This is a genomic window from Caulobacter sp. FWC2 (assembly GCF_002742625.1).
Lineage (GTDB): Bacteria > Pseudomonadota > Alphaproteobacteria > Caulobacterales > Caulobacteraceae > Caulobacter.
Map to the genome: position 1 here is coordinate 1,023,677 of NZ_PEBF01000001.1, position 21,356 is coordinate 1,045,032.

Annotated in this window: 20 protein-coding genes and 2 pseudogenes; 17 read left to right on the forward strand and 5 right to left on the reverse strand. The window is 69.3% G+C overall.

Features of this window, described 5'->3' with window-relative positions; translation table 11 throughout:
* Window positions 1–9 precede the first annotated feature (9 nt).
* The 5 genes from CSW62_RS04870 (at window position 10) to ccmE (ending at window position 5,443) form a co-directional block, all read left to right on the forward strand.
* Window positions 10–687 carry a response regulator transcription factor gene (locus tag CSW62_RS04870; RefSeq protein ID WP_099576050.1) on the forward strand — a complete coding sequence of 226 codons (678 nt, stop codon included), beginning with the start codon at window positions 10–12 and terminating at the stop codon, window positions 685–687.
* 4 nt (window positions 688–691) lie between these two features.
* Complete coding sequence (locus CSW62_RS04875; protein ID WP_099576051.1) at window positions 692–2,083, forward strand: ATP-binding protein; 1,392 nt, start codon at window positions 692–694, stop codon at window positions 2,081–2,083.
* Window positions 2,084–2,284: 201 nt separating this feature from the next.
* Window positions 2,285–3,616 carry a hypothetical protein gene (locus tag CSW62_RS04880; RefSeq protein ID WP_199170517.1) on the forward strand — a complete coding sequence of 444 codons (1,332 nt, stop codon included), beginning with the start codon at window positions 2,285–2,287 and terminating at the stop codon, window positions 3,614–3,616.
* Window positions 3,617–3,836: 220 nt separating this feature from the next.
* Window positions 3,837–4,943, forward strand: a complete 1,107-nt coding sequence (gene ccmI / locus CSW62_RS04885) for a c-type cytochrome biogenesis protein CcmI (protein WP_099576052.1) — start codon at window positions 3,837–3,839, stop codon at window positions 4,941–4,943.
* Window positions 4,940–5,443: a cytochrome c maturation protein CcmE gene (ccmE, locus tag CSW62_RS04890; RefSeq protein WP_099576053.1), complete on the forward strand. Its 504-nt coding sequence runs from the start codon at window positions 4,940–4,942 to the stop codon at window positions 5,441–5,443. The genes ccmI and ccmE overlap by 4 nt, the downstream gene beginning before the upstream one ends.
* Window positions 5,444–5,456: 13 nt before the next feature.
* On the opposite strand, the pseudogene CSW62_RS27395 reads toward ccmE, so the two are convergent.
* Window positions 5,457–5,576: pseudogene (locus tag CSW62_RS27395) on the reverse strand (hypothetical protein); the annotation flags it as partial.
* Between the two features lie 12 nt (window positions 5,577–5,588).
* On the opposite strand from CSW62_RS27395, the gene CSW62_RS04895 reads away from it, so the two are divergent.
* The 7 genes from CSW62_RS04895 (at window position 5,589) to uczS (ending at window position 12,603) form a co-directional block, all read left to right on the forward strand.
* Complete coding sequence (locus CSW62_RS04895; RefSeq protein ID WP_099576054.1) at window positions 5,589–7,571, forward strand: heme lyase CcmF/NrfE family subunit; 1,983 nt, start codon at window positions 5,589–5,591, stop codon at window positions 7,569–7,571.
* Window positions 7,568–8,020, forward strand: coding sequence for a cytochrome c-type biogenesis protein (locus tag CSW62_RS04900; RefSeq protein WP_099576055.1), 453 nt, complete (start codon window positions 7,568–7,570; stop codon window positions 8,018–8,020). The genes CSW62_RS04895 and CSW62_RS04900 overlap by 4 nt, the downstream gene beginning before the upstream one ends.
* 145 nt (window positions 8,021–8,165) lie before the next feature.
* Window positions 8,166–9,746, forward strand: a complete 1,581-nt coding sequence (locus CSW62_RS04905) for a Do family serine endopeptidase (RefSeq protein WP_099576056.1) — start codon at window positions 8,166–8,168, stop codon at window positions 9,744–9,746.
* A gap of 186 nt (window positions 9,747–9,932) precedes the next feature.
* The gene (gene uczR / locus CSW62_RS04910; protein WP_099576057.1) at window positions 9,933–10,604 is read left to right on the forward strand and encodes a two-component system response regulator UczR; all 672 of its coding nucleotides are present in this window, start codon (window positions 9,933–9,935) and stop codon (window positions 10,602–10,604) included.
* A 32-nt stretch (window positions 10,605–10,636) separates the two neighbouring features.
* A complete protein-coding gene (locus CSW62_RS04915; protein ID WP_099576058.1) occupies window positions 10,637–10,873 on the forward strand; it encodes a hypothetical protein in 237 nt (78 codons plus the stop codon).
* Between the two features lie 15 nt (window positions 10,874–10,888).
* Window positions 10,889–11,191 carry a type II toxin-antitoxin system RelE/ParE family toxin gene (locus CSW62_RS04920; protein ID WP_099582178.1) on the forward strand — a complete coding sequence of 101 codons (303 nt, stop codon included), beginning with the start codon at window positions 10,889–10,891 and terminating at the stop codon, window positions 11,189–11,191.
* A 5-nt stretch (window positions 11,192–11,196) separates the two neighbouring features.
* On the forward strand, window positions 11,197–12,603 hold the full coding sequence (uczS, locus tag CSW62_RS04925; protein ID WP_099576059.1) for a two-component system sensor histidine kinase UczS: 1,407 nt from the start codon (window positions 11,197–11,199) through the stop codon (window positions 12,601–12,603).
* A gap of 5 nt (window positions 12,604–12,608) precedes the next feature.
* On the opposite strand, the gene CSW62_RS04930 is transcribed toward uczS, so the two are convergent.
* A complete protein-coding gene (locus CSW62_RS04930) occupies window positions 12,609–13,487 on the reverse strand; it encodes a M56 family metallopeptidase (RefSeq protein WP_099576060.1) in 879 nt (292 codons plus the stop codon).
* Between the two features lie 28 nt (window positions 13,488–13,515).
* On the reverse strand, window positions 13,516–14,406 hold the full coding sequence (locus CSW62_RS04935) for a M56 family metallopeptidase (protein WP_099576061.1): 891 nt from the start codon (window positions 14,404–14,406) through the stop codon (window positions 13,516–13,518).
* Between the two features lie 107 nt (window positions 14,407–14,513).
* On the opposite strand from CSW62_RS04935, the gene CSW62_RS04940 reads away from it, so the two are divergent.
* The 5 genes from CSW62_RS04940 (at window position 14,514) to CSW62_RS04960 (ending at window position 19,659) form a co-directional block, all read left to right on the forward strand.
* The gene (locus CSW62_RS04940) at window positions 14,514–17,411 is read left to right on the forward strand and encodes a bifunctional [glutamine synthetase] adenylyltransferase/[glutamine synthetase]-adenylyl-L-tyrosine phosphorylase (RefSeq protein ID WP_099576062.1); all 2,898 of its coding nucleotides are present in this window, start codon (window positions 14,514–14,516) and stop codon (window positions 17,409–17,411) included.
* Between the two features lie 86 nt (window positions 17,412–17,497).
* Entirely contained in the window at window positions 17,498–17,929 is a 432-nt protein-coding gene (locus tag CSW62_RS04945; protein WP_099576063.1) for an EF-hand domain-containing protein, read from the forward strand.
* Between the two features lie 26 nt (window positions 17,930–17,955).
* Window positions 17,956–18,516 carry an RNA polymerase sigma factor gene (locus CSW62_RS04950; protein WP_099576064.1) on the forward strand — a complete coding sequence of 187 codons (561 nt, stop codon included), beginning with the start codon at window positions 17,956–17,958 and terminating at the stop codon, window positions 18,514–18,516.
* Between the two features lie 13 nt (window positions 18,517–18,529).
* A complete protein-coding gene (locus CSW62_RS04955) occupies window positions 18,530–18,964 on the forward strand; it encodes a hypothetical protein (RefSeq protein WP_099582179.1) in 435 nt (144 codons plus the stop codon).
* A complete protein-coding gene (locus tag CSW62_RS04960; RefSeq protein WP_099576065.1) occupies window positions 18,961–19,659 on the forward strand; it encodes a periplasmic heavy metal sensor in 699 nt (232 codons plus the stop codon). Before CSW62_RS04955 ends, CSW62_RS04960 begins: the two co-directional genes overlap by 4 nt.
* A 4-nt stretch (window positions 19,660–19,663) precedes the next feature.
* Here the strand turns inward: CSW62_RS04960 and CSW62_RS04965 are convergent, their stop codons facing one another.
* Complete coding sequence (locus tag CSW62_RS04965; RefSeq protein WP_099576066.1) at window positions 19,664–20,914, reverse strand: dipeptidase; 1,251 nt, start codon at window positions 20,912–20,914, stop codon at window positions 19,664–19,666.
* Between the two features lie 113 nt (window positions 20,915–21,027).
* Window positions 21,028–21,324 (reverse strand): annotated as a pseudogene (locus CSW62_RS04970) (RadC family protein); the annotation flags it as partial.
* Between the last annotated feature and the right edge of the window lie 32 nt (window positions 21,325–21,356).

Consider the following 21,356-nt stretch of genomic DNA (forward strand, 5'->3'; position numbering starts at 1 on the left):
GGAGTCTTCATGCGTATCCTGCTCGTCGAGGACGATCCCGACCTGTCGCGTCAGCTGAAGCTGACCCTGGGCGACGCCGGCTATGCCGTCGACCACGCCCCGGACGGCGAGGAAGCCCAGTTCCTGGGCGAGACCGAGCCCTATGACGCGGTGATCCTCGACCTGGGCCTGCCCAAGGTGGACGGCGTGTCGGTGCTGGAGCGCTGGCGCCGGGGCAATGTCGCCACGCCCGTGCTGATCCTGACCGCGCGCGGCGCCTGGAGCGACAAGGTCGCCGGCTTCGACGCCGGGGCCGACGACTACCTGGCCAAGCCGTTCCACACCGAGGAACTGCTGGCCCGCCTGCGCGCCCTGCTGCGCCGCTCGGCCGGCCATGCCGCGCCCTCGCTCTCCTGCGGCGCATTGCGCCTGGACCCTCGCGCCGCGCGGGCCAGCGTCAATGGCGAGCCGCTGCGCCTGACCTCGCTGGAATACCGCCTGCTGCACTACATGATGATGCACCAGGGGCGGGTGATCGGCCGCACCGAGCTGGTCGAGCACCTGTACGACCAGGACTTCGACCGCGACTCAAACACCATCGAGGTGTTCATTGGCCGTCTTCGCAAGAAGCTGGGCGCCGACCGCATCGAGACCGTTAGAGGCCTGGGCTATCGCCTGACGCCGCTGGCAGGCGAAGAGGCAGTCTAGGCCTTTGCTGGACCTGCGCCGTCGCTCGCTGGTCCGCCGCCTGGTCCTGATCGCCGGGATCTGGACCCTGCTGGTCGTGCTGATCGCCGGGGTGTTCCTGACCGCCCAGTTCCGCAGCGCCGCCATCCGGCGCTTCGACCAGTCTCTGGCCGTGCTGACCGACGACCTCTATGCCGGCTCGACTGTCGAGGAGGGCCAGCTGCGCGCGCCGGTGCTGACCGACATCCGCGCCACCCGCGCCTATTCCGGCCGCTACTGGGTGATCCTGGACAAGTCGCCGGAAGGGGCGATGCGGCCGGTCGAGCGTTCGCGCTCGCTGTTCGACAGCGACCTGATGCTGTCGTCCAAGCAGATCGACCAGCTGGACGCCGCCCCGGGCCAGACCCAGTACTTCAACATGCGCGGCCCGCAGGACAAGCCGCTGCGGGCGGCCGCCATCCTGGCCCGCCTGCCGGGCTATGCCGACCCGGTGGTGTTCCTGGCCGCCGAGGACCGGACCCCGATCGACGCCGACGCCGACCGCTTCGCCGGGGTCACCGCCATCGCCCTGGCGATCCTGGCCGGCGGCCTGATCCTGGCCACGGTGGTGCAGGTGCGCTTTGGCCTGCAGCCTTTGTTCCGCCTGCGCCGCGAGGTGGCCTCGGTGCGCCGCGGCAAGTCCGAGCGGCTGGCCGACGACTATCCCGAGGAGCTGGAGCCGCTGTCTCGTGAACTGAACGCCCTGCTGGCCCATAACCAGGAAGTCGTCGAGCGCCAGCGCACCCACGTCGGCAACCTGGCCCACGCCCTGAAGACGCCGCTGTCAGTCATGCTGACCGAGGCCTCCCAGCAGCCGGGCCAACTGGCCGAGGTGGTCGAGCGCCAGGCCCAGACGATGCGCGAGCAGGTCGATCACCATCTGCGCCGGGCCCGCGCCGCCGCCCGCTCCCAGACCTCGGGCGAACGCACGCCGGTCGAGCCGATCCTGGACGAACTGGCCGTCACCCTGGAGCGGATCTTCCAGGACAAGTCGGAGGGGCGGGGGATCGAGATCGACTGGCGCTGCCCCGAGGACCTCTGCTTCCAGGGCGAGAAGCAGGACTTCATGGAACTGGCCGGCAACGTCATGGAAAACGCCGGCAAGTGGTGCCGGGGCAAGATCCGCGCCGAGGCGACGCCGTCGGGCGAGGCGCGGATGCTGCTGACCGTCGACGATGACGGTCCGGGCCTGCCGCCAGAGGAGCGCGCCCAGGCCCTCAAGCGGGGGCAGAGGCTGGACGAAAACGCCCCGGGGTCGGGTCTGGGCCTGTCGATTGTCGACGAATTGACCCGGGCCTATGGCGGATCGGTGCAGCTTGGTGAATCGCCGATGGGCGGATTGCGCGTAACGCTGGATCTGCCGCGGGCTGAAGCCTAACTTCCGGTTGTTCTCAATTGTTACGGGGCAGGCTTTGTCGCACCAATGATACCGGTGACTTAAACTTCTGGTAGATAAAGGCTTTCCAACCGCGGCATCTGGATGCGGTCCGCGTGAATTTTACGCGATTTCGGAAATCCTTAACCTCGTTCCGAACATGGTTGACGCCTGTCGGAATCGGTTGCGCCGACACGGGGGACCATGGCCGCCATCGCCGCGCATAAATTGCAGATCATCCGGACGCTGGTGGAAACCGCTCCGGACGCGGCCCTGCGCAGTCTTGAACTGGCGCTGTCGGGCGCCGGCGCGACCGGCTCGCTGGCTTCCGTGCGGGGCCTGGTCGAAGACGAGACCGCCAGCCGCTTCGTGCGCAACAACATCCTGGCTCCGATCGTGCCGCTGTGCGCCACGCGCCGCGAAGGCCAGATCCAGTTCCCCTCGGCCGCGCTGCCGCGCCTGTGGCGGGCGCTGAAGGCCGAGGTACCGTCGCGGATCGAAGACGCCGCCGCCAAGTGCAATCCGTGGGATCTCGAACAGGGCGTGCCAGAGGTGTTCGACGATCTGTGCAAGATCGCCGCCACCGGCCTGCGCGATCCGGAGAACGCCGCCTTCGACAGCGTTCGGTCGATCTGCGATCCCGAGCAGCTGGCCATGTGCCTGCAGCTCTCGACCATCACCCGCTCGTGCCTGCCCAAGCTGTCGGAATGGGTCAGCCGCATGTCGGACGAGCGCGGCGCCGCCGCGCGCCTGGCCTACCGCGACGCCTGCCGGATCAGCGAGGACGCCGGACCGCTGTTGCTGGACATCCTGTCGGCCCACCTGCCGGACGACTGGCGCATCCTGCGCGTGATCTCGGCGGTCATGGATCGGCCCAGCGACCGCTATCTGGCCTCGTCCGAGGTCAAGGAATTCGGCGAGCGCATTCTCGCCGAGATCGACGCGGCCATCGTCGAGGTCGAGACCTTCAACTTCTCGGACGGCGAGCGGGTCGGCCGCGCGGCAGCCCAGACCGCCCACAAGGTCCAGCTGCAGATTGTCGAGTTTCAGCAGTCGGTCGACGTCGCCAAGGACGGCCCTTGGGGCAAGCGTCTGGCGCGCCACAAGCAGGCCATGGCCAAGGCCTGCGAAATCCGGATGGACCAGGCCGACAAGGTTCTGGAAGCGGCCCTGCCGCTGCGGTCGATCTCGATGATGTCCAAGAAGGCCAGCAAGGGCGCGGCCCGGCTGACCGAAGAGCCGGACGAGGCGTTGATCCGCCGCGCCCAGTCGGCGCTGGCCTTCATCGCCGAACTGCGCTCCTGCGCCGACAAGGCCGGCTACGGCACGTCGCGCAATAAGGTCCTGGAAAAGCTCAACAGCCGTCTCGACCCCTATATCGAGGACGTCCTGCACGTCGCCCGCACCGGCGACGGCGGCGACTCGGGCCTGGCCGTGAAGTACCTGGACGTCGCCGCCGGCTTCATCGCCTACACCCGCGACGACAAGACCGCCGAGATCGTGCGTCGCCGGGCGGCGGCGGCGATCGCGGCTTAGCGGCTCAAGCCCCCAAACCCCGTTCTTCCCGGCGAAGGCCGGGACCCAGATCCATCCTGAGCGTCTTGGGTGTTCGCGCCTTTCGACGGCGTCCACCTCTCGATCGTTCGTGGGTTCGATCTGGGCCCCGGCCTTCGCCGGGGAGATCGGAGAGGGGATAGGACCCACTTAAGCGCTTTTTCCGCTAACGGCCGGGGCTGGAACACGCTACCACGCGGCCATGATCGCTTTCTGGATCGCTGCGGCGGGGCTGTCGGCCGCGACGGCGGGGCTGGTGCTGCGGGGCGCGGCGCGCGCCCGGCCCGTCGACGACGCCCAGGCCCGGCTTGAACCGCATCGCCGCCGTCTGGCCGAGGTCGAGCGCCTGGCCATCGACGGCCTGTTGGCGCAGACCGAACTCAAGGCCGCCCGCGCCGAGGCCGGGCGAGGCCTGCTGGCCGCCGCCGACCAGGCCGAGACCTGGGCGCGTGATGGCGCAACGCCTCGCAAGGCGGTGGTGATCGCCGTCGGCGCGGCCTGTGTCGCCGCTGTCGGCCTCTATGTCGCCGTGGGCAAGCCCGAGATGGCCGACCAGCCCTACGCCAAGCGCGTGGCGGAATGGAAAGCCGCCGATCCGTCCACGCTCGAGCCCGCCAAGATCGCCGCTGTGCTGGAAGGCGTCGCCGCCGAGCGGCCGACCGATCCCGAACCCCTGGCCTTCCTGGCCAAGGCCCGCGCCGCCGCCGGCGACCTGCCCGGCGCCGAGGCCGCTCTGCGCAAGGCCGTCCGCCTGGCGCCCAAGCGCGGGGACCTCTGGAGCCTGCTGGGCGAGACCTTCGTCATGGAGTCCAAGGGGCAGGTGGGCGCCGACGCCAAGCTGGCCTTCGGCGAGGCGCTGAGGGTCGCGCCGAACGACATTCGCGCTCGCTACTATCTGGGCCGCGGCAAGGTCGCCGACGGCGACGTGGCCGGCGGTGTCGCCGACTGGCGCGCCCTCGCAGCCAGCCTGCCGGCCAACGACCCGGGCCGCGCGGCGCTCGCCCAGGAGATCGCCCAGGTCGAAGCCTCGGGCCGCCTGCCCAGCGACCAGCAAGCCGCGAACGAGAACCCGCAGGTGCAGGGCATGATCGCCGGCATGGTCGAAGGCCTGGCCGCGCGCCTGGCCCAGTCTCCCGACGATCCTGACGGCTGGGTCCGCCTGGTCCGCGCCTATGCCGTGCTGGGCGAGAGCGCCAAGCGCGACGCGGCGCTGGCCTCGGCGACCGCCCGCTTCAAGGACCAGCCCAAGGTGCTGTCGGCCCTGCGCCAGGCCGCCGACACGCCTCCGCAGAAGATCACCACGCCATGAGTTTCTGGCCCAAATCCCGCAAGGCGCGTCGTCGCCTGACCATCCTGCTGGCCGTGGCGCCCGTGCTGGCCCTGGCCGTCGGCCTGGCGCTGTACGGCCTGCGCGACAACATCTCGCTGTTCTACACGCCGGCCCAGGCCCAGGAGGCGCACGTCGCGCCCGGTCGCAAGGTGCAGCTGGGCGGCCTCGTCCAGCACGGCAGCGTGGTCAAGCATCCCGGCGGCGATGTCGACTTCGTGGTCGCCGACCACAAGGCCACGGCCAAGGTGAGCTATCACGGCGACCTGCCCGATCTGTTCCGCGAAGGGCAGGGGATCGTCGCCGAGGGGACGTTCAATGAAAGCGGCGTCTTCGTCGCCAAGCAGGTGCTGGCCAAGCACGACGAGCGCTACATGCCTCGCGACGTCGCCAAGGCGCTGAAGAAGCAGGGCGAGTGGCGCGGCGAGGGCGCGCCGCCTCCGAACTATGGCGCTCCGAGCTACGGGAGCCAGAAGCCATGATGGCCCTCCGTGTTCCTTCTTCCCTTGCGGGAGAAGGTGGCCTGCGAAGCAGGTCGGATGAGGGGTTGAAAGCCCTATCTGGCAAGGCCTGCGCGACCCCTCATCCGTCGCTGCGCGACACCTTCTCCCGCAAGGGGAGAAGGGGATGATCGTCGAACTGGGCGCCTTCGCCCTGATCCTGTCGCTGATGCTGTCGGTCGCCCAGACCGGCCTCTCGGCCGTCGGCGGCGCGCGGCGTTCGCCGGTGCTGGCCGGGGCCGGACGCGGCGCGGCGGTGGCGACCTTCGTCGCCGTGGCCGTGGCCTTCGCGGCTTTGATCCACGCCTTCGTGGTCTCGGACTTCTCGGTGGCCAACGTGGCCGCCAACTCCCACACCGCCAAGCCGCTGCTCTACAAGGTGGCCGGCGCCTGGGGCAGCCACGAGGGCTCGATGCTGCTGTGGTGCCTGGTGCTGACCGGGTACGGCGCGGCCATGGCTTTCTTCGGCGACAGCCTGCCGCCGCGCCTGCGGGCCTACGCCATCGCCATCCAGGGCGCGCTGGGCGTGATGTTCCTGGCCTACACCGTCTTCGCCTCGAACCCGCTGGCCCGTCTGATCGAGGTCCCGGTCGAGGGGCGGTCGCTCAATCCGCTGCTGCAGGACTGGGCGTTGGCCGTGCACCCGCCGTTCCTCTACAGCGGCTATGTCGGTTTCTCGGTGGTCTATTCGCTGTCGCTGGCGGCGCTGATCGAGGGCCGGATCGACGCGGCCTGGGCCCGCTGGGTGCGGCCCTGGACCCTGGCGGCCTGGAGCCTGCTGACCGTCGGCATCACCCTGGGCGCCTTCTGGGCCTATTACGAGCTGGGCTGGGGCGGCTGGTGGTTCTGGGATCCGGTCGAGAACGCCAGCTTCATGCCGTGGCTGATCGGCGCGGCCCTGCTGCACTCGGCGATCGTCACCGAGAAGCGCGGCGCGCTGCCGGGCTGGACGGCGTTCCTGGCCCTGGCGGCCTTCACCTTCTCGATGCTGGGCGCTTTCCTGGTGCGCTCTGGCGTTCTGACCAGCGTTCACGCCTTCGCGGTCGACCCGACGCGCGGCGTGCTGCTGCTGATGATGATGGGCGTCGCGGCTGGCGCGGGCTTCCTGCTGTTCGGCCTGCGCGCCGGCAGCCTGAACCCCGGCGGCCAGTTCAGACCCGTCAGCCGTGAGAGCGCCATCGTGCTCAACAACATCCTGCTGTCGACGGCGACGGCGGTGGTGCTGCTGGGCACGCTTTATCCGCTGATCCGCGAGGCCATGGACGGCGAGGCTGTCTCGGTTGGCACGCCGTTCTTCAACCTGACCTTCGTGCCGCTGATGATCCTGGCGTTCTGCGTCCTGCCGGCCGGGCCGCTGCTGGCCTGGAAGCGCGGCGATGCGCGCGGCGTGGCCCGCAAGCTGTGGGTCGTGCTGGCCGCCGCCGCAGCGCTGGGCCTCGTGGCCTACGGCATCGTCCAGCCGCGCAAGGCCCTGGCCAGCGCCGGTCTAGCCCTGGGCTTCTGGTTGCTGGGCGGCGCGCTGCTGGAGATGGCCGAGCGCCTGAAGCTGTTCCGCGCGCCCGCCGCCGAGAGCATCCGTCGCGCCAAGGGCCAGCCGCGCGGGGCCTGGGGCACGACCCTGGCCCATGCCGGCCTGGGCGTCTTCGTGCTGGGGGCCTCGTTCGAGACCGCCTGGCGCGTCGAGGCCGCCCAGGCGCTGAGCCTCAATGAAAGCCACGCCCTGGGCGCCTACACCCTGACCCTGACCGATGTCGGCACGGTCGAGGGCCCGAACTACCTGGCCGAGCGCGGGATCGTGAAGGTGCTCAATAAGGCTGGCAATGAGATCTGCCATGCCGAGCCCGAGCGCCGTTTCTATCCGACCGGCTCCCAGACCACCTCGGAAGTCGCCATCTGCCCGCGCATGCTGGACGACATCTATGTCGTGCTGGGCGAACGCCGGGCGGGCGAGGGCGGCAAGCCGGCCTGGCTGGTGCGCGCCTATGTGAACCCGTGGGTGCGGCTGATCTTCCTGGGCCCGCTGATCATGGCTCTGGGCGGGGTGGTGTCGCTGTCCGACCGCCGCGTACGCCTGGGCGTCGGCCGCCGCGCCGGCGAGGTCGTGTCGTGAGCCGCGTCCGCGCTCTGCTGGTGGCCGTCGCCGCCGTCGCCCTGATGGGCAGTGCGTCGGAGCCCACCGAGCGTCTGCCCGATCCGGCGCAGGAAGCCCGCGCCCGCGACCTCTTCAAGGAAGTCCGCTGCCTGGTCTGCCAGAACGAGTCGATCGACGACTCCGAGGCTCAGCTGGCCGGCGACCTGCGACGTATTGTCCGCGAACAGGTCAAGGCTGGGCGCAGCGATGGCGAGATCCGCGCGTTTCTTGTGCAGCGTTACGGCGAGTTCGTGCTGCTGAAGCCGCGCTTTTCGGCCGGCAACGCCGCGCTGTGGCTGGCTCCGGTGGGGGTGCTGCTGATCGGCGGCGTCCTGATGGTCGGCTTGCTGCGGCGTCGCGAGACGGTCGAGACAGAGCTTTCGCGGGACGAAGAGGACCGCGTCGCTAAATTGCTGCAAGACGATTGACACGATTGCGCCGAAATGGAGCCGCAAGAAGCGAGTCCAATGACGCAAAGGTAATCCGAGAACCATTGCACCTTTCGCCGTCACGACTAGGTTCTCAGATCCACAAGGGACCGCGCGTAGGACGCGCGGGTGAGGAAAGCAGAGAATGACCGCTAGGAAGTCGGGTTTCGTTGTGGGCGCCATCGCGGGCGCGGGCGTGGCTTGCGCCGCTCTGGCTGGTGTGGGCATGCGCATGGGAACGGCGGCCGCCGAGGCTCCCGTGGCCCGTCCCGCCGTGGCCGGTGCGCCGTCGTTCGCGCCGCCGCCGGGCGCGCCGATGTCGTTCGCCGACATCTTCGAGAAGGTCTCGCCCGCGGTCGTCCAGATCAACGTGACCTCGAAGGCCTCGCCGCAGGCGCTGCGCATTCCGGGCCTGGAAGGTTTCGACATCGTGCCGCGCGGCCAGAAGGGCAAGCCGGGCCAGGGCCAGGACGGTGAGGACGGCGATTCGCCGGCCACGCCGAAGCAGCAGTCGGCCGGTTCGGGCTTCTTCATCTCGGCCGACGGCTACATCGTCACCAACAACCACGTCGTGGCCGACGCCGACGACATCCAGGTGGTGATGAAGGACGGCCGCGAACTGAAGGCCACCCTGGTCGGCCGCGACGAGGGCACGGACCTGGCGGTCATCAAGGTCATCGACCCCAAGGCCAAGGGCGCGGACTTCCCGTATGTGAACTTCGAGAACCAGGCCAAGCCGCGCGTCGGCGACTGGGTCATCACCATCGGCAACCCGTTCGGCCTGGGCGGCACCGCCACGGCCGGCATCATCTCGGCCTACAACCGCGACCTGGGCGACAACACCTCGTCGTTCGTCAACTACATCCAGATCGACGCGCCGATTAACCGGGGCAACTCGGGCGGTCCCAGCTTCGACATCTATGGCCGGGTGATCGGCGTCAACAGCGCCATCTACTCGCCGTCGGGCGGCTCGGTCGGCATCGGCTTCGCCATCCCGGCGGACATCGCCGAAGCCACCGCCAAGCAGCTGATCTCGGGCGGCAAGGTCGTGCGCGGCTATATCGGCGTCACCATCCAGGACTTCAGCGCCGAGTCGGCCGAGGCCCTGGGCCTGAAGGACGTGAAGGGCGCGATCGTCGCCGAGCTGGTCCCGGGCGGTCCCGCCGCCAAGGCCGGCCTGCTGCCGGACGACATCCTGACCGGCGTCAACGGCGTGACGATCGCCAACCGCTCGGAACTGACCCGCGAAGTGGCCAAGGCCCGTCCGGGCGAGAGCATCAAGATGTCGATCATCCGCGATGGCAAAACGCGCGTCGTCGACGTCAAGTCGGGCACCCGTCCGGCCGAGAACGCCCTGGGCCTGAACGACGACGATGACGACAAGGACGGCGGCGCCGCGCCGACCCCGGACAAGCCCGTCACCCAGAAGGTCGACTCTCTGGGTCTGACGCTCGGCCCCATCGATCCGGCCTCGCGCCAGACCTACAAGATCGACAGCGAGATCAAGGGCCTGCTGATCACCGGCGTGAAGGGCGACAGCGACGCCGGCGAGAAGGGCCTGGCCAAGGGCGACGTGCTGGCGAACATCAACGGCGTGGCGGTGGCCAGCGTCGTCGACGTCAACAACGCCGTGGCCTCGGCGAAGAAGGCCGGCCGGACCAGCGTGCTGGTCAAGGTGATCCGCCAGAACCGCCCGGTCTTCGTGCCGCTGAAGATCGCGCCGTAAGGCCGGCGCACCGCTAGACGACAAAGCCCCGCTTCGGATCTCCGGAGCGGGGCTTTTTCTGTCCAAGGTTTAAGTTACGGCGCTCGCCGAAACCGCTATTGCAAGAGCAACTATCGCGCGATGCGTGGAATCGGGGGAACGTCGATCGTTCCGCCATTCCGCCCGAGCGCATGAGGGGCTCTGACGATGCGTATTCTGATTATCGAGGACGACCTGGAGGCCGCCGCCGCCATGGCCCACGGCCTGACGGAGGCCGGCTACGATGTGCAGCACGCGCCCGACGGCGAGGCTGGTCTGGGCGAGGCCCAGAAGGGCGGCTACGACGTCCTTGTCGTCGACCGCATGATGCCGAAGATGGACGGCGTCCAAGTCGTCGAGACCCTGCGCCGTGAAGGCGACCAGACGCCGGTGCTGTTCCTGTCGGCCCTGGGCGAGGTCAATGACCGGGTGGTGGGCCTGAAGGCCGGCGCCGACGACTATCTGGTCAAGCCGTACGCCTTCCCCGAGCTGATGGCCCGCGTCGAGGCCCTGTCGCGCCGCCGCGAGACCGGCGCTGTCGCCACCACCCTGAAGGTCGGCGAGCTGGAGATGAACCTGATCAACCGGACGGTCCATCGCCAGGGCAAGGAGATCGACCTGCAGCCGCGCGAATTCCAGCTGCTGGAGTTCATGATGCGCCACGCCGGCCAGTCGGTGACCCGCACCATGCTGCTGGAGAAGGTCTGGGAATACCACTTCGACCCGCAGACCAACGTCATCGACGTCCACATCTCGCGCCTGCGCAGCAAGATCGACAAGGGCTTCGACCGGGCCATGCTGCAGACCGTGCGCGGCGCTGGCTACCGGCTCGATCCGTAGGCGATCGCGGGGCGGCGTGGTAGGATCAGACCATGAACAAGCCTGCCAAGCCTGAGGCTGATGATTTCGATGATCTGGAGCCGTTCGATGACGGCCTGGGTCCCATCCCGACCGAAGCCGAGAGGGACGCGTGGTTCGAGCGCAATCGCGAGGCCATCGGCCAACTGGTGGATGAGGCTTGGGCCGAGATCGAGCGCGGTGAATACGACGAACGAAGCTTCGCCGAAATCATTGCTGAAGGTGTTGCGAGACACAGCGCCAAGGGCTGAATGAGGGATCGACGGGTGGGGCGCGTTGTGAAGGCCGGACTAGTTGGTCGCGACCTCGATCGGATTTTCAGCGCTATTTCCGAAAACAACGGCTTGAACGTAGCGACGGCTCAAGTGAGCCGCATCGAGAATGCACTTCAGCGCTTAGGGGCGTTTCCTAATCTGGGCCGAAATCGCTCGGACCTGAGACCGGCGCTTCGGACCTTGTCGGTAAAGCCTTGGACGGTGCTGTACCGCGTGAAGGGAGAGGACGTGATCATTCTTCGGGTTCTCGATGAGCGACCTGATCTCGCCGCCCAATTCGGCAAAAAGACCTGAAGCCCATGCGTCTGCCGCGCCTTCTCCGCACCACGCCGTTCCGGCTGACCCTGCTGTTCCTGGTCCTGTTCGCGGCGGCCGCCAGCGCGTTCCTGGGCTATATCTACGTGGCCACGGCGGGCGAGGTGAACCGCCGCTCGCAGGCCGAGATCAGCCGCGAGTTCGAGAGCCTGGAGGCGGCTTATCGCCAGGGCGGCGTCGACGCCCTGAACCAGACCATCGTCGAGCGGGCGACGGGCGAGCGGCCGTTCCTGTATTTCCTGGCCGATAAGGCCGGTAAGCGCATCTCGGGCTCGATCGAGGAGTCGCCGGTCAGCGACTTCACCGGCGACGGCCCGACCTGGGCCAGCTTCAAGGTCACCGAGACCGACCTGGACGGGGCCGAGGTCAAGGCCGCCGCGCGCGGGGTGCAGCAGCGGCTGGACCACGGCGAGATCCTGTTCGTCGGGGCCGATGTCGACGCCTCCGAGGCCTATGTCCGCAAGATCGTCCGGGCCCTCTGGGGCGCCGCGGTGCTGGTCATTCTGCTGGGCCTGTCGGGCGGCGTCCTGATCAGCCGCAATGTCAGCCGCTCGATGCAGGGGCTGGTCGACGTGGTCAACGATGTCCGCGCGGGGGACCTGCACGCCCGGGCCAAGATCCGCGGCGCGCGCGACGAGTATGACGAACTGGCCGAGGGCCTGAACGACATGCTCGACCGGATCGAGCGCCTGATGGGCGGCCTGCGCCACGCCGGCGACGCCATCGCCCACGACCTGCGCTCGCCGCTGACTCGCCTGCGCGCCCGGATGGAGGTCGCCCTGATCGACGCCGAGAACGGCAAGGGCGACCCGGTGGCGGCGCTGGAGACGGCGCTGCAAGACGCCGACGGCGTGCTGAAGACCTTCAACGCTGTGCTGGCCATCGCCCGCCTGCAGGCCGCCGGCTCGGCCCCCGACCAGCGCGTTTTCGACGCCTCCGAACTGGCCAGCGACATGGCCGAGCTCTACGAATTCGCGTGCGAGGACAAGGGGCTGGACTTCAAGGCCGAGATCGTCCCGGCCCTGACCATCAAGGGCAACCGCGAGTTCCTGGCCCAGGCGCTGGCCAACCTCCTCGACAACGCCATCAAATATACGCCCGAGGGCGGAGCGATCATGCTGCGGGCGCGGCGCACCTCGTCCGGTGAGCTGGAGTTCTCGGTCACCGACACCGGCCCCGGCGTGCCCGAGGCCGACCGCCCCCGCGTGGTCCAGCGCTTCGTGCGCCTGGAAAACAGCCGCAGCGAGCCCGGCGCGGGCCTGGGCCTGTCGCTGGTCAGCGCCGTCGCCGTCTCGCACGGCGGCCGGCTGGAGCTGGCCGAGGGGCCCGGCGAATACAACGGCATGGGTCCCGGCCTCCGGGTGGCCTTGGTGCTGCCCCGGGTGGAGTAGGCAGGCTAGGGCAGCTTCCAGCCGTGCTCGGCGCTTGGGACGTAGAGCGCGTCGGGGGCCATGGCCAGCGAGTCGAAACCGCGCGGCGCCATGGTCCACACGCCTACGAAGGTGGCGATCGCGAGGATCGGCAGGAGCACGTAGCCGGTGATCTGGCGACGGACGCTGGGCTCGCTCCGGCCTAGAAATCCGACGCGCAGCACCAGGGGATGGGTTCCCCAGCCGCAGGCCAGGGGCGAGGCGACGCCGAAGCGCGAGACCTTCAGCAGCGCCCGCGCGTAGTCGGCGCGGATGTCGTTGCGCAGGGCCAGCACTGTGGCGTCGCAGGCCAGCTCCTGGTCGATGCGGACGAAGGCGGCGCCGAGGTGGATCATGGGATTGCACCAGCCCGCCACGCGGCAGCCGGCCACGATGAGGTTGGCGACCGGATCGCCCCGGCGGATGTGGGTGCGCTCGTGCCGCAGGATCAGGTCGCGCTCGCGGGCGCTGAAGCGGGACTCGAAATCGGCCGGCAGCACCAGGCGGGGCCACAGGGCGCCCACGACGGCGGGACCGGCCTGGCCCCGTTCGGCCCGGCGGCGGAAGGCGCGCTCCTGCAGCATCATGACGCCAGCGAGGAGCGCCGCCCCCATCGCCCAGGCCAACAGCAGCTTCAGCGCCAGGCTCGGCCCCAGCGGCTCGGCGGCGACGCCGGCCCGGGTGGTCTCGGCGAGACTGGGAAACAGGCCGGCGATGGCGGCGGTCGGGACCAGCATCCACAGGCCATACGCCAAGCGCGGTCCCAGCAGCCAGCGAACCGGCAGGCGCAGCAGGAGCACGGCCAGCACGCCGACAGCGGCGGCGATCTGCACGCGCATCAAGGCCAGCACCAGCAGATCGATCATCGCTGTTCTCCCCTGGCTAGGGCGCGGCTCAGCGCTCGACCTTCACCCAGATGATCGCGCCGGTATAGGGATCCATCCGCGCCACCACGCCGGGATTGAGGTCGGTGGCGTTGGGGCCGCGCGGGGCGATGCTCCACACCGTGCCCATGGCCGCCAGCGCCAGGAAAGTCATCGTGAGGAAGCCTGTGATGTCGCGGGTCAGGCTGGGCTCGCGGCGGTTCAGCAGCGACACGCGCAGGATCAGCGGGTGGGTGGCCCAGCCGCAGGCCAAGGGCGAGACGGACGCGTTCATCTGGGCCTTCATCAGCGCCTTGGCATAGTCGGCGCGGATATCGGAGCGCAGGGCCACGACCGTGGCGTCGCAGGCCAGTTCCTGGTCGATGCGCACCAGGCCCGACGCCAGGTAGATCATCGGATTGCACCAGCCCAGCACGCCGATCACGGCGACGACCAGGTTTGCGATCGGATCGCCGCGATTGATATGGGTGCGCTCGTGCAGCGTGATCATCTCGCGCTCACGGGTGTCGAAGCGCTCGGCGAAGTCGGACGGCAGGATAATGCGCGGCCACAGGGCGCCGACGACGGCCGGCCCGGCCTGTCCCTGGTCTATGCGACGGTGGAACAGGCGTTCGCGCACCACCAGAACAACGGTGGCGACCGCGCAGCCGGCCAGCCACAGCAGGACGAGCTTCGAAGCCAAGGCCCCCCACGGGCGGGCGGGATCGCCGATCTGCATGGTCTCGGCCAGGCTGGGGAAGAAGGCGGCGGCGGCGGCGGCCGGCACGATGGCCCACAGGCCATAGGCGCGGCGCGGTCCAAACAGCTGGCGCGCCGACGGGCGCAGCAGCACGACCAGCAGCACCGCGGCGGCGGCGGCGATCTGGGCCCGGACCAGGGCGAGGGCGAAGAGCTCGATCATTGTCGGAGCGGTTCCTGCCGTTTCCTCTGGTTGAATGGTTACAACTGTAATTTCCAACGTCAAGGGCGAGTCTTGTTCCTGGGGAAAAGGCGGGTCACGGTGCCGGCATGACTCGCCTTGCTGCCCCCTCGCTTTCTGGCCGCCTCGTCCCCTGCGGCCCGATCCTCGACGCCAAGGCCGCCGAGCGGGCCCATGAGATGATCGCCAAGCGGACCGGCGAGGCCATGGCCGGCGTCGACGCGGCCTGGGAGGCCCTGGCGCCGGTGTTCGGCGCCTCGCCCTATCTGGCCAGCCTGGCGCGGCGCGACGGCAAGCGCCTGCCGATGATCCTGGACGGCGATCCGGGGGAGACCCTGGCCGCGACCCTGGCCGCCGCCGAGGCCGTCGCCGCCGAGCCGGATTTCGAGACCGCGCGGCGGACCTTGCGCGAGCTGAAGGCCGACCTGCACCTGCTGACCGCACTGTGCGACCTGGGCGGGGTCTGGGACCTGGACCAGGTGACCGGCGCTCTGACCCGCTTCGCCGACGCCACCCTGAAGGCCGCCCTAGCCCAGGCGGTTCGCCAGGAGGTCGATCGCGGCGCCCTGACCCACGTCGGCGAGGGGGAGGACGGCCCCGCGCCGGGCCTGTTCTGCATCGCCATGGGCAAGCACGGCGCGTTCGAGCTGAACTATTCCAGCGACATCGACTTCTCGATCTTCTACGCGCCGGAGAAGCTGCAGGTGGCCGACGGCGTCGAGCCCCAGGCCGTGGCGGTGCGGATCGCCAACCACCTGGGCCGGGTGCTGCAGGAGCGGACCGCCGACGGCTATGTCTTCCGGATCGACCTGCGCCTGCGACCCGACCCGTCCTCGACCCCCCCGGCCATCCCGGTCGACGCGGCCATGGACTACTACGAGAGCGTCGGCCAGAACTGGGAGCGGGCGGCCCACATCAAGGCCCGGATCGCGGCGGGCGACCTCAAGGAGGGCGCGGCCTTCCTGGAAGGGCTGCAGCCCTTCATCTGGCGGCGCAATCTGGACTTCGCGGCCATCGCCGACATCCACTCGATCAAGCGCCAGATCCACACCTACAAGGTCGACGACCGCCTGACCGCCAAGGGCGCGGACCTGAAGCTGGGGCGCGGCGGCATCCGCGAGATCGAGTTCTTCGTCCAGACCCAGCAACTGATCCTCGGCGGCCGTCAGCCGGACCTGCGCGGGCCGCGCACCCTGGACGCCCTGCTGGCGCTGGCGACCGCTGGCCACGTGACCCTGGAGGACGCCGGCTGGCTGTCCAAGGCCTATCAGGACCTGCGGGCGCTGGAGCACCGCGCCCAGATGATCGCCGACGACCAGACCCACAAGCTTCCAGAGTCCGACAACGACCGCAAGAAGGTCGCCGCCCTGTGGGGCCAGGACAATCTGCGCAGCTTCGATGCCTCGGTCGGCAAGATCCTCAAGGGCGTCAACCAGCGCTACGGCCGCCTGTTCGCGGGGGAGGAAGAGCTGTCCTCGCGGTTCGGCTCCCTCGTCTTCACCGGCGTCGAGGATGATCCGGAAACCCTGGCCACGCTGAAGCGCATGGGCTTCTCCAGCCCCGAGCGCGTCGCCGCCACCATCCGTGGCTGGCACCACGGCCACATCGCGGCCACGCGCACGGAGCGGGGGCGAGAGCTGTTCACCCGCCTGGCCCCGCGCCTGCTGGACGCGGCCAACGCCACGGGCGCGCCGGACCAGGCCTTCAACCGCTTCGCCGACTTCTTCGCATCGCTGAGTTCGGGCGTGCAGATCCAGTCGCTGTTCCTGGCACAGCCGCGCCTTTTCGAGCTGATTGTCGAGGTCATGGCCTTCGCCCCGCGTCTGGCCGCGACCATGGCCAAGCGGCCCACGGCGTTGGACGCCCTGCTGGATCCCAGCTTCTTCGGCCCCATCGAGACTCCTGCAGTCGCCCCCTGGGACCCGACCGATTTCGAAGGCGCGATGGACGCGGCCCGGCGGCTGTTCCGCGACCAGAGTTTCCGCATCGGTGTGCGGGTGATGAGCGGCAGCGCCGACGCCCGCGACATCGGCCGGGCCTTCGCCGAGCTGGGCGACCTGATCATCGGCGGTCTGGCCCCGGCGGCCCTGGCTGAGACCGAGCGCCTGGGCGGCGCTTTCCCGGGCCAGGTGGCGGTGGTGGCCCTGGGCAAGGCCGGCTCGCGCGAGATGACGGCCAAGTCCGACCTGGACCTGATGACGCTCTACGTCGCCGATGGGCCAGCGGCCCATTCGGCCACAAGAGAATGGAGCGCCGACACCTTCTATGCCCGCTTCACCCAGCGGATGATCGCGGCCCTGTCGGCCCCTACCGGCGAGGGGACGCTGTATGCGGTCGACATGAAGTTGCGTCCGTCCGGCGCCAAGGGGCCCGTCGCGGTCAGTTTCGCGGCGTTCGAGGACTATTACGAACGCGAGGCCGAGACCTGGGAGTTGCTCGCCCTGACCCGCGCCCGGGTGGTCTGGGCCAGCTCGCCGGACTTCAAGGTCCGAGCCGAGTGGGCGATCGAGGCGGCCCTGCGCCGGCCTCGCGACTGGAAGAAGACCGCCGCCGACGTCGTCGAGATGCGCGAGCTGATGGAGCGCGAGCGGCCAGGCAACGGCGACTGGGATCTGAAGCTGGTCCCTGGCGGCCTGGTCGATATCGAGTTCGCCGCCCAGTTCCTGCAGCTGGCCCACGCGGCCAAGGGCGGTCCGTTGCGCCAGAACACCGGCGAGGCCCTGGCGGCCCTGCGCGAAGCCGGCCTGGCCGACGCCGGCGCCCTGACCCGGCTGGAGACCGCCTGGCGGCTGGAGCAGGACCTTTCCCAGCTGATCAAGGTGGCGCTGGAGGACGGTGGCGACCCCGAGGCCGAGCCCAAGGCCTTCAAGGCCCTGATGGCCAGGGCGGGCCATGTCAGCCAGTTCAAATCGCTGAAACCCAAGCTGGCCAAGGCCAAGGCCGAGGCCCGCGCGGCCTATTGCGCGATCGTGAAGGCACCAGGCTAAGTTTCGCAAAAGCTGGCGACGGAATCCCCGCCGTCGCGCGTTCAGTCTGATGGGACGGGCCTTCCCCAATGGAGACCTTGAGACTGATGATCGTACGCACCCTGATCGCCGCCGGCGCCGTTCTGGCGCTGGCCGGCCCCGCCTTGGCCCAGAACGCGCCGGCGAAAGCCGCGCCCGCAGCCACTGACGGCATGACCCTGCAGCAGTTCCAGGCCAGGAACGGCGACAAGCTGTTCGCGCGGCTGGACACTAACAAGGACGGCAAGATCTCGCCCGACGAGTTCGCCGCCTATCGCAAGCAGAACGCTGAGGTCGACGCAAAGGCGTCGGGCAAGGCCGGCAAGCGCGGCCAGAAGCTGTTCCAGCGCTTCGACACCGACAAGGACGGCATGCTGTCGCGCACCGAGGCCGACGCCCTGCTCGCCTGGCGCTTCAAGCGGATGGACACCAACAATGACGGCGTCCTGACGCTGGAGGAATTGCAGGCCAAGCCCGGCAAGGCCAAGGTCGGGGTCTGATGGCGACGTGCGCGGTAGATTGACGGTTGGCCTCCGACGGGAACGACCCCGACGAAGCCTTGCTGGCGGGGGTGGGCCGGGGCGACCCGTCCGCCGTCCGCACGCTGCTGGACCGACGCCTGCCGCGCATTCTGGCCTTGGCCAGGCGCATGCTGAACGACTCGGGCGAGGCCGAGGACGTCGCCCAGGAGACCTTCCTGCGCGCCTGGAAGCAGGCGCGGGGGTGGAAGCCAGGCGCGGCCAAGTTCGACACCTGGCTGCACCGTGTGGCGCTGAACCTCTGTTACGACCGGCTACGACGACGGCGCGAGATCGCGACGGATACGCCGCCGGAGCAGATCGATACCGGTCCGGCCCCGGATGCGGGTCTGATCGGCGCGGACCTGTCAAAACGCGTCGAGGCGGCGCTGGCGGCCTTGCCGTCGCGCCAGCGCGAGGCGATCGTGCTCTGCCACCACCAGGGGTTGGGCAATATCGAAGCTGCGGGACTGATGGGGATCAGCGTCGAAGCGCTGGAGAGCCTGCTCTCTCGCGGGCGTCGGGCGCTGAAGGCGTCGCTGGCGGATCTACAGGGGGCGGGCGGATGAAGGACGCATGGTCATGATGACGCTCGATAGGTTCGAGGACCTGACCGAGATTTATGGCGGCGAGATCGCGCGCTGGCCGGAAGGCGAGCGCGAGGCCGCGCGCGCCCTTCTGGCGTCGAACGCGGCGCGCCTGTCGCCGGTGCTGAGCGCCGCCGCGAAGCTGGATCGCCTGCTGGACCTGGCGCCAGCTCAGAGCGCCGACGCCGCCCTGCTGGGCCGGCTGATCGCCGCCGCGCCGCAAGCGCCCAATACCGCCCGTCGCTGGATCGCCGGCCTGGGCGCCGCCCTGGGCCTGTCGGCCGCGGCCTTCGCCGGGATCGCTGTGGGCGTGGCCGTCGGTCGTCCGCAAGCCGTGGCGCCGATCGTCGTGGCCGAACAGCCCGTTGTCACGGCCGTCGACACCTCGTCGGCCCTGCAGGACGCTCTCGCGGAGCCCTCCGAACTATGACGTCGCAGCCCTGGATCATCGCCCTGGCCGCCTCGGCGGTGGTCAATGTGTTTCTGGTCGGCGGCTTGGCCGGCATGGGCTATGCGCGCCTGACGGCGCCGCCGGTTGCGCCGACCGTCGCGACCGCCCCGGCTCCCCGTATCGTCGCGCCGACCATCCCCGCGACAGCCGCTCCCGTGGCGCCGACCGAGGCGCCGTCCAAAGCGGCGCATCACGCGACGACCAGAGCGCAGCCGGCCGTGCCTGTCATGACTCCGCCCGTCTCGCCCCCCGCCTCGCCCGCGCCCCCCGCCTCGCCCGCGCCGCCCGTCGAGGACGCGACGCCGACCGCCCCCGCCAGGCCGCCCCTGATCTCGGCCGGCGACGTGCTTTCGCCTGACAGCCGCAAGGCGTTCCGAAAGGCGTTGGGTGAGGCCAACAAGAAGAACAAACCGCTGGCTCAGCAGGCCCGTGCAGAACGGCAGGCGGCGCTGGCCGCGCTGGGCTCACCGGGCTTCGACGCCGCCGAGGTGGCCAAGCGGCTGAGCACGGCGCGCGCCCTGGATCTGCAGGCGCGCGGCAATGTGGAGGCCGCCCTGGCCAGCTACGCCGCCACCCTGACCCCGCCCGAGCGAGCGGCGCTGGCCGACGGGCTGGCGCGCGTCTACACCCCGGCGGCGGCGCGAAGGGCGGCCTTCGAGGGACCGCCCCGCTAGAGCACTATTTAGCCGCGACGCTCTTGGCGTAGGCCTGGGCGCCGGCGACCAGTCGCAGCACATTGCCGCTCCAGATCGCCTGGATGTCAGCGTCGCTATAGCCTTCGGCTTTCAGCCGAGCGGTGATCTTGGGCAGGTCGGCCACGTCCTCCAGCCCCTCGACGCCGCCGCCGCCGTCCCAGTCGGCCCCGACGCAGACGGCCTTGGGGCCGGCGATCTTCAGGGTGTGCAGCATGCTGCTCATGAAGATCTCGAAGTTGGCGCGGGCGGGGAACTGATACTTGGCCTTGAGCTCCGCCATCTTGACCATCCTGGCCTTGACCTGCGCCTCGGTGGCCTCGTCGTCGAGCGGACCCAGGGCTTTCAGCGCGGCCATGAGTTCCGCGCTGGGCTGCTCCGAGGCCTTCAGATAGACCGAGTTGATGCAGACCGCGCCGCCGCTGTCGGCGATCTTCTTGATGCGGACGTCATCCAGGTTTCGCGGATGGTCGAAGATCGCCTTGGCGCCGGAATGCGAGGCGATGATCGGCGCCTTGGACAGGGCGATCGACTGGTCGACCACGTCGTCGCTGGCGTGGCTGACATCGACGAGGATCCCCAGACGATTGGCCTCGGCCAGCCAGCGCAGGCCCAGCGGGGAATAGCCGTGCCAGATCTTGCCCTTGGGATCGGTCGAGCTGTCGGCGAACTGGTTGTTCAGGAAGTGGACCGGCCCGGCCATCCGCACACCGGTAGCGTAGAAGGTCTGCAGCAGGGTCAGGTCCTCGCCGATCGGCCAGGAGTTCTCGATACTCTGGAAGACAAAGCTCTTGCCGGCCTTGTTGATCCGCGCGGCGTCGTCGGCCGTGTAGGCCAGCTCGAACTGATCAGGGTGGGCGGCGACCATCTCACGGATCTCGGTCGCGCGGTTCAGGGCGAAGTCGCGGGCCTTGCGATAGCCCTCGGCCGTCAGGTCGCCCTGGCCGGTGTAGATCACGTAGAAGCCGCCATCCAGGCCGCCGGCCTTCATGCGGGGCAGATCGACCTGGGTGCCGTCCTCGGTGACGGCGTGGCGATCGATCATCGACCAGCCCTGACGTGAAAAGTGCTCGGGCGTGTCCAGGTGGGTGTCCAGGGTCAGGAAGCTGTCGTGCAGCGTCTTGATCGCCTTCGGGATGTCGCCGGGCTTCTCACCAGCCTTCTTCGTGTCGGCCGCGTGAGCGACGCCAGTCAGCAGAGCGGCCGAGCCGAGGAGAACGGTGAGCAGGCGACGCATGCGGGGACTCCGGAGCAACAGGAGCCGCGACGCTAAGGTCTGGAGGCAAGCCGTCAAGCCAAGCTGGCTGATCCTGCCGAGAAATGAGTGTCCTGATCCGGTGTCCGCCTCATCTACATCAGTCCCAGCGCCTTGAAGCTCGCCACGCCCTCGCGGCCGACCACCAGGTGGTCGTGGACGGCGATCTTCAGCGCCTTCCCCGCTTCGACGATCTGCTTGGTCATGTCGATGTCCGGCCGCGACGGGGTTGGGTCGCCTGACGGGTGATTGTGGAGGATGATGATGTTGCTGGACGACAGCTCCAGCGCCCGCCGCATGACCTCGCGCGGATAGACAGGCGCGTGGTCGACCGTGCCTCGGTTCATCACCTCGTCGGCGATCAGCTGGTTCTTCTTGTCGAGGAACAGCACTATGTCTTCACACGTTTTCGGAAAACGGGTGT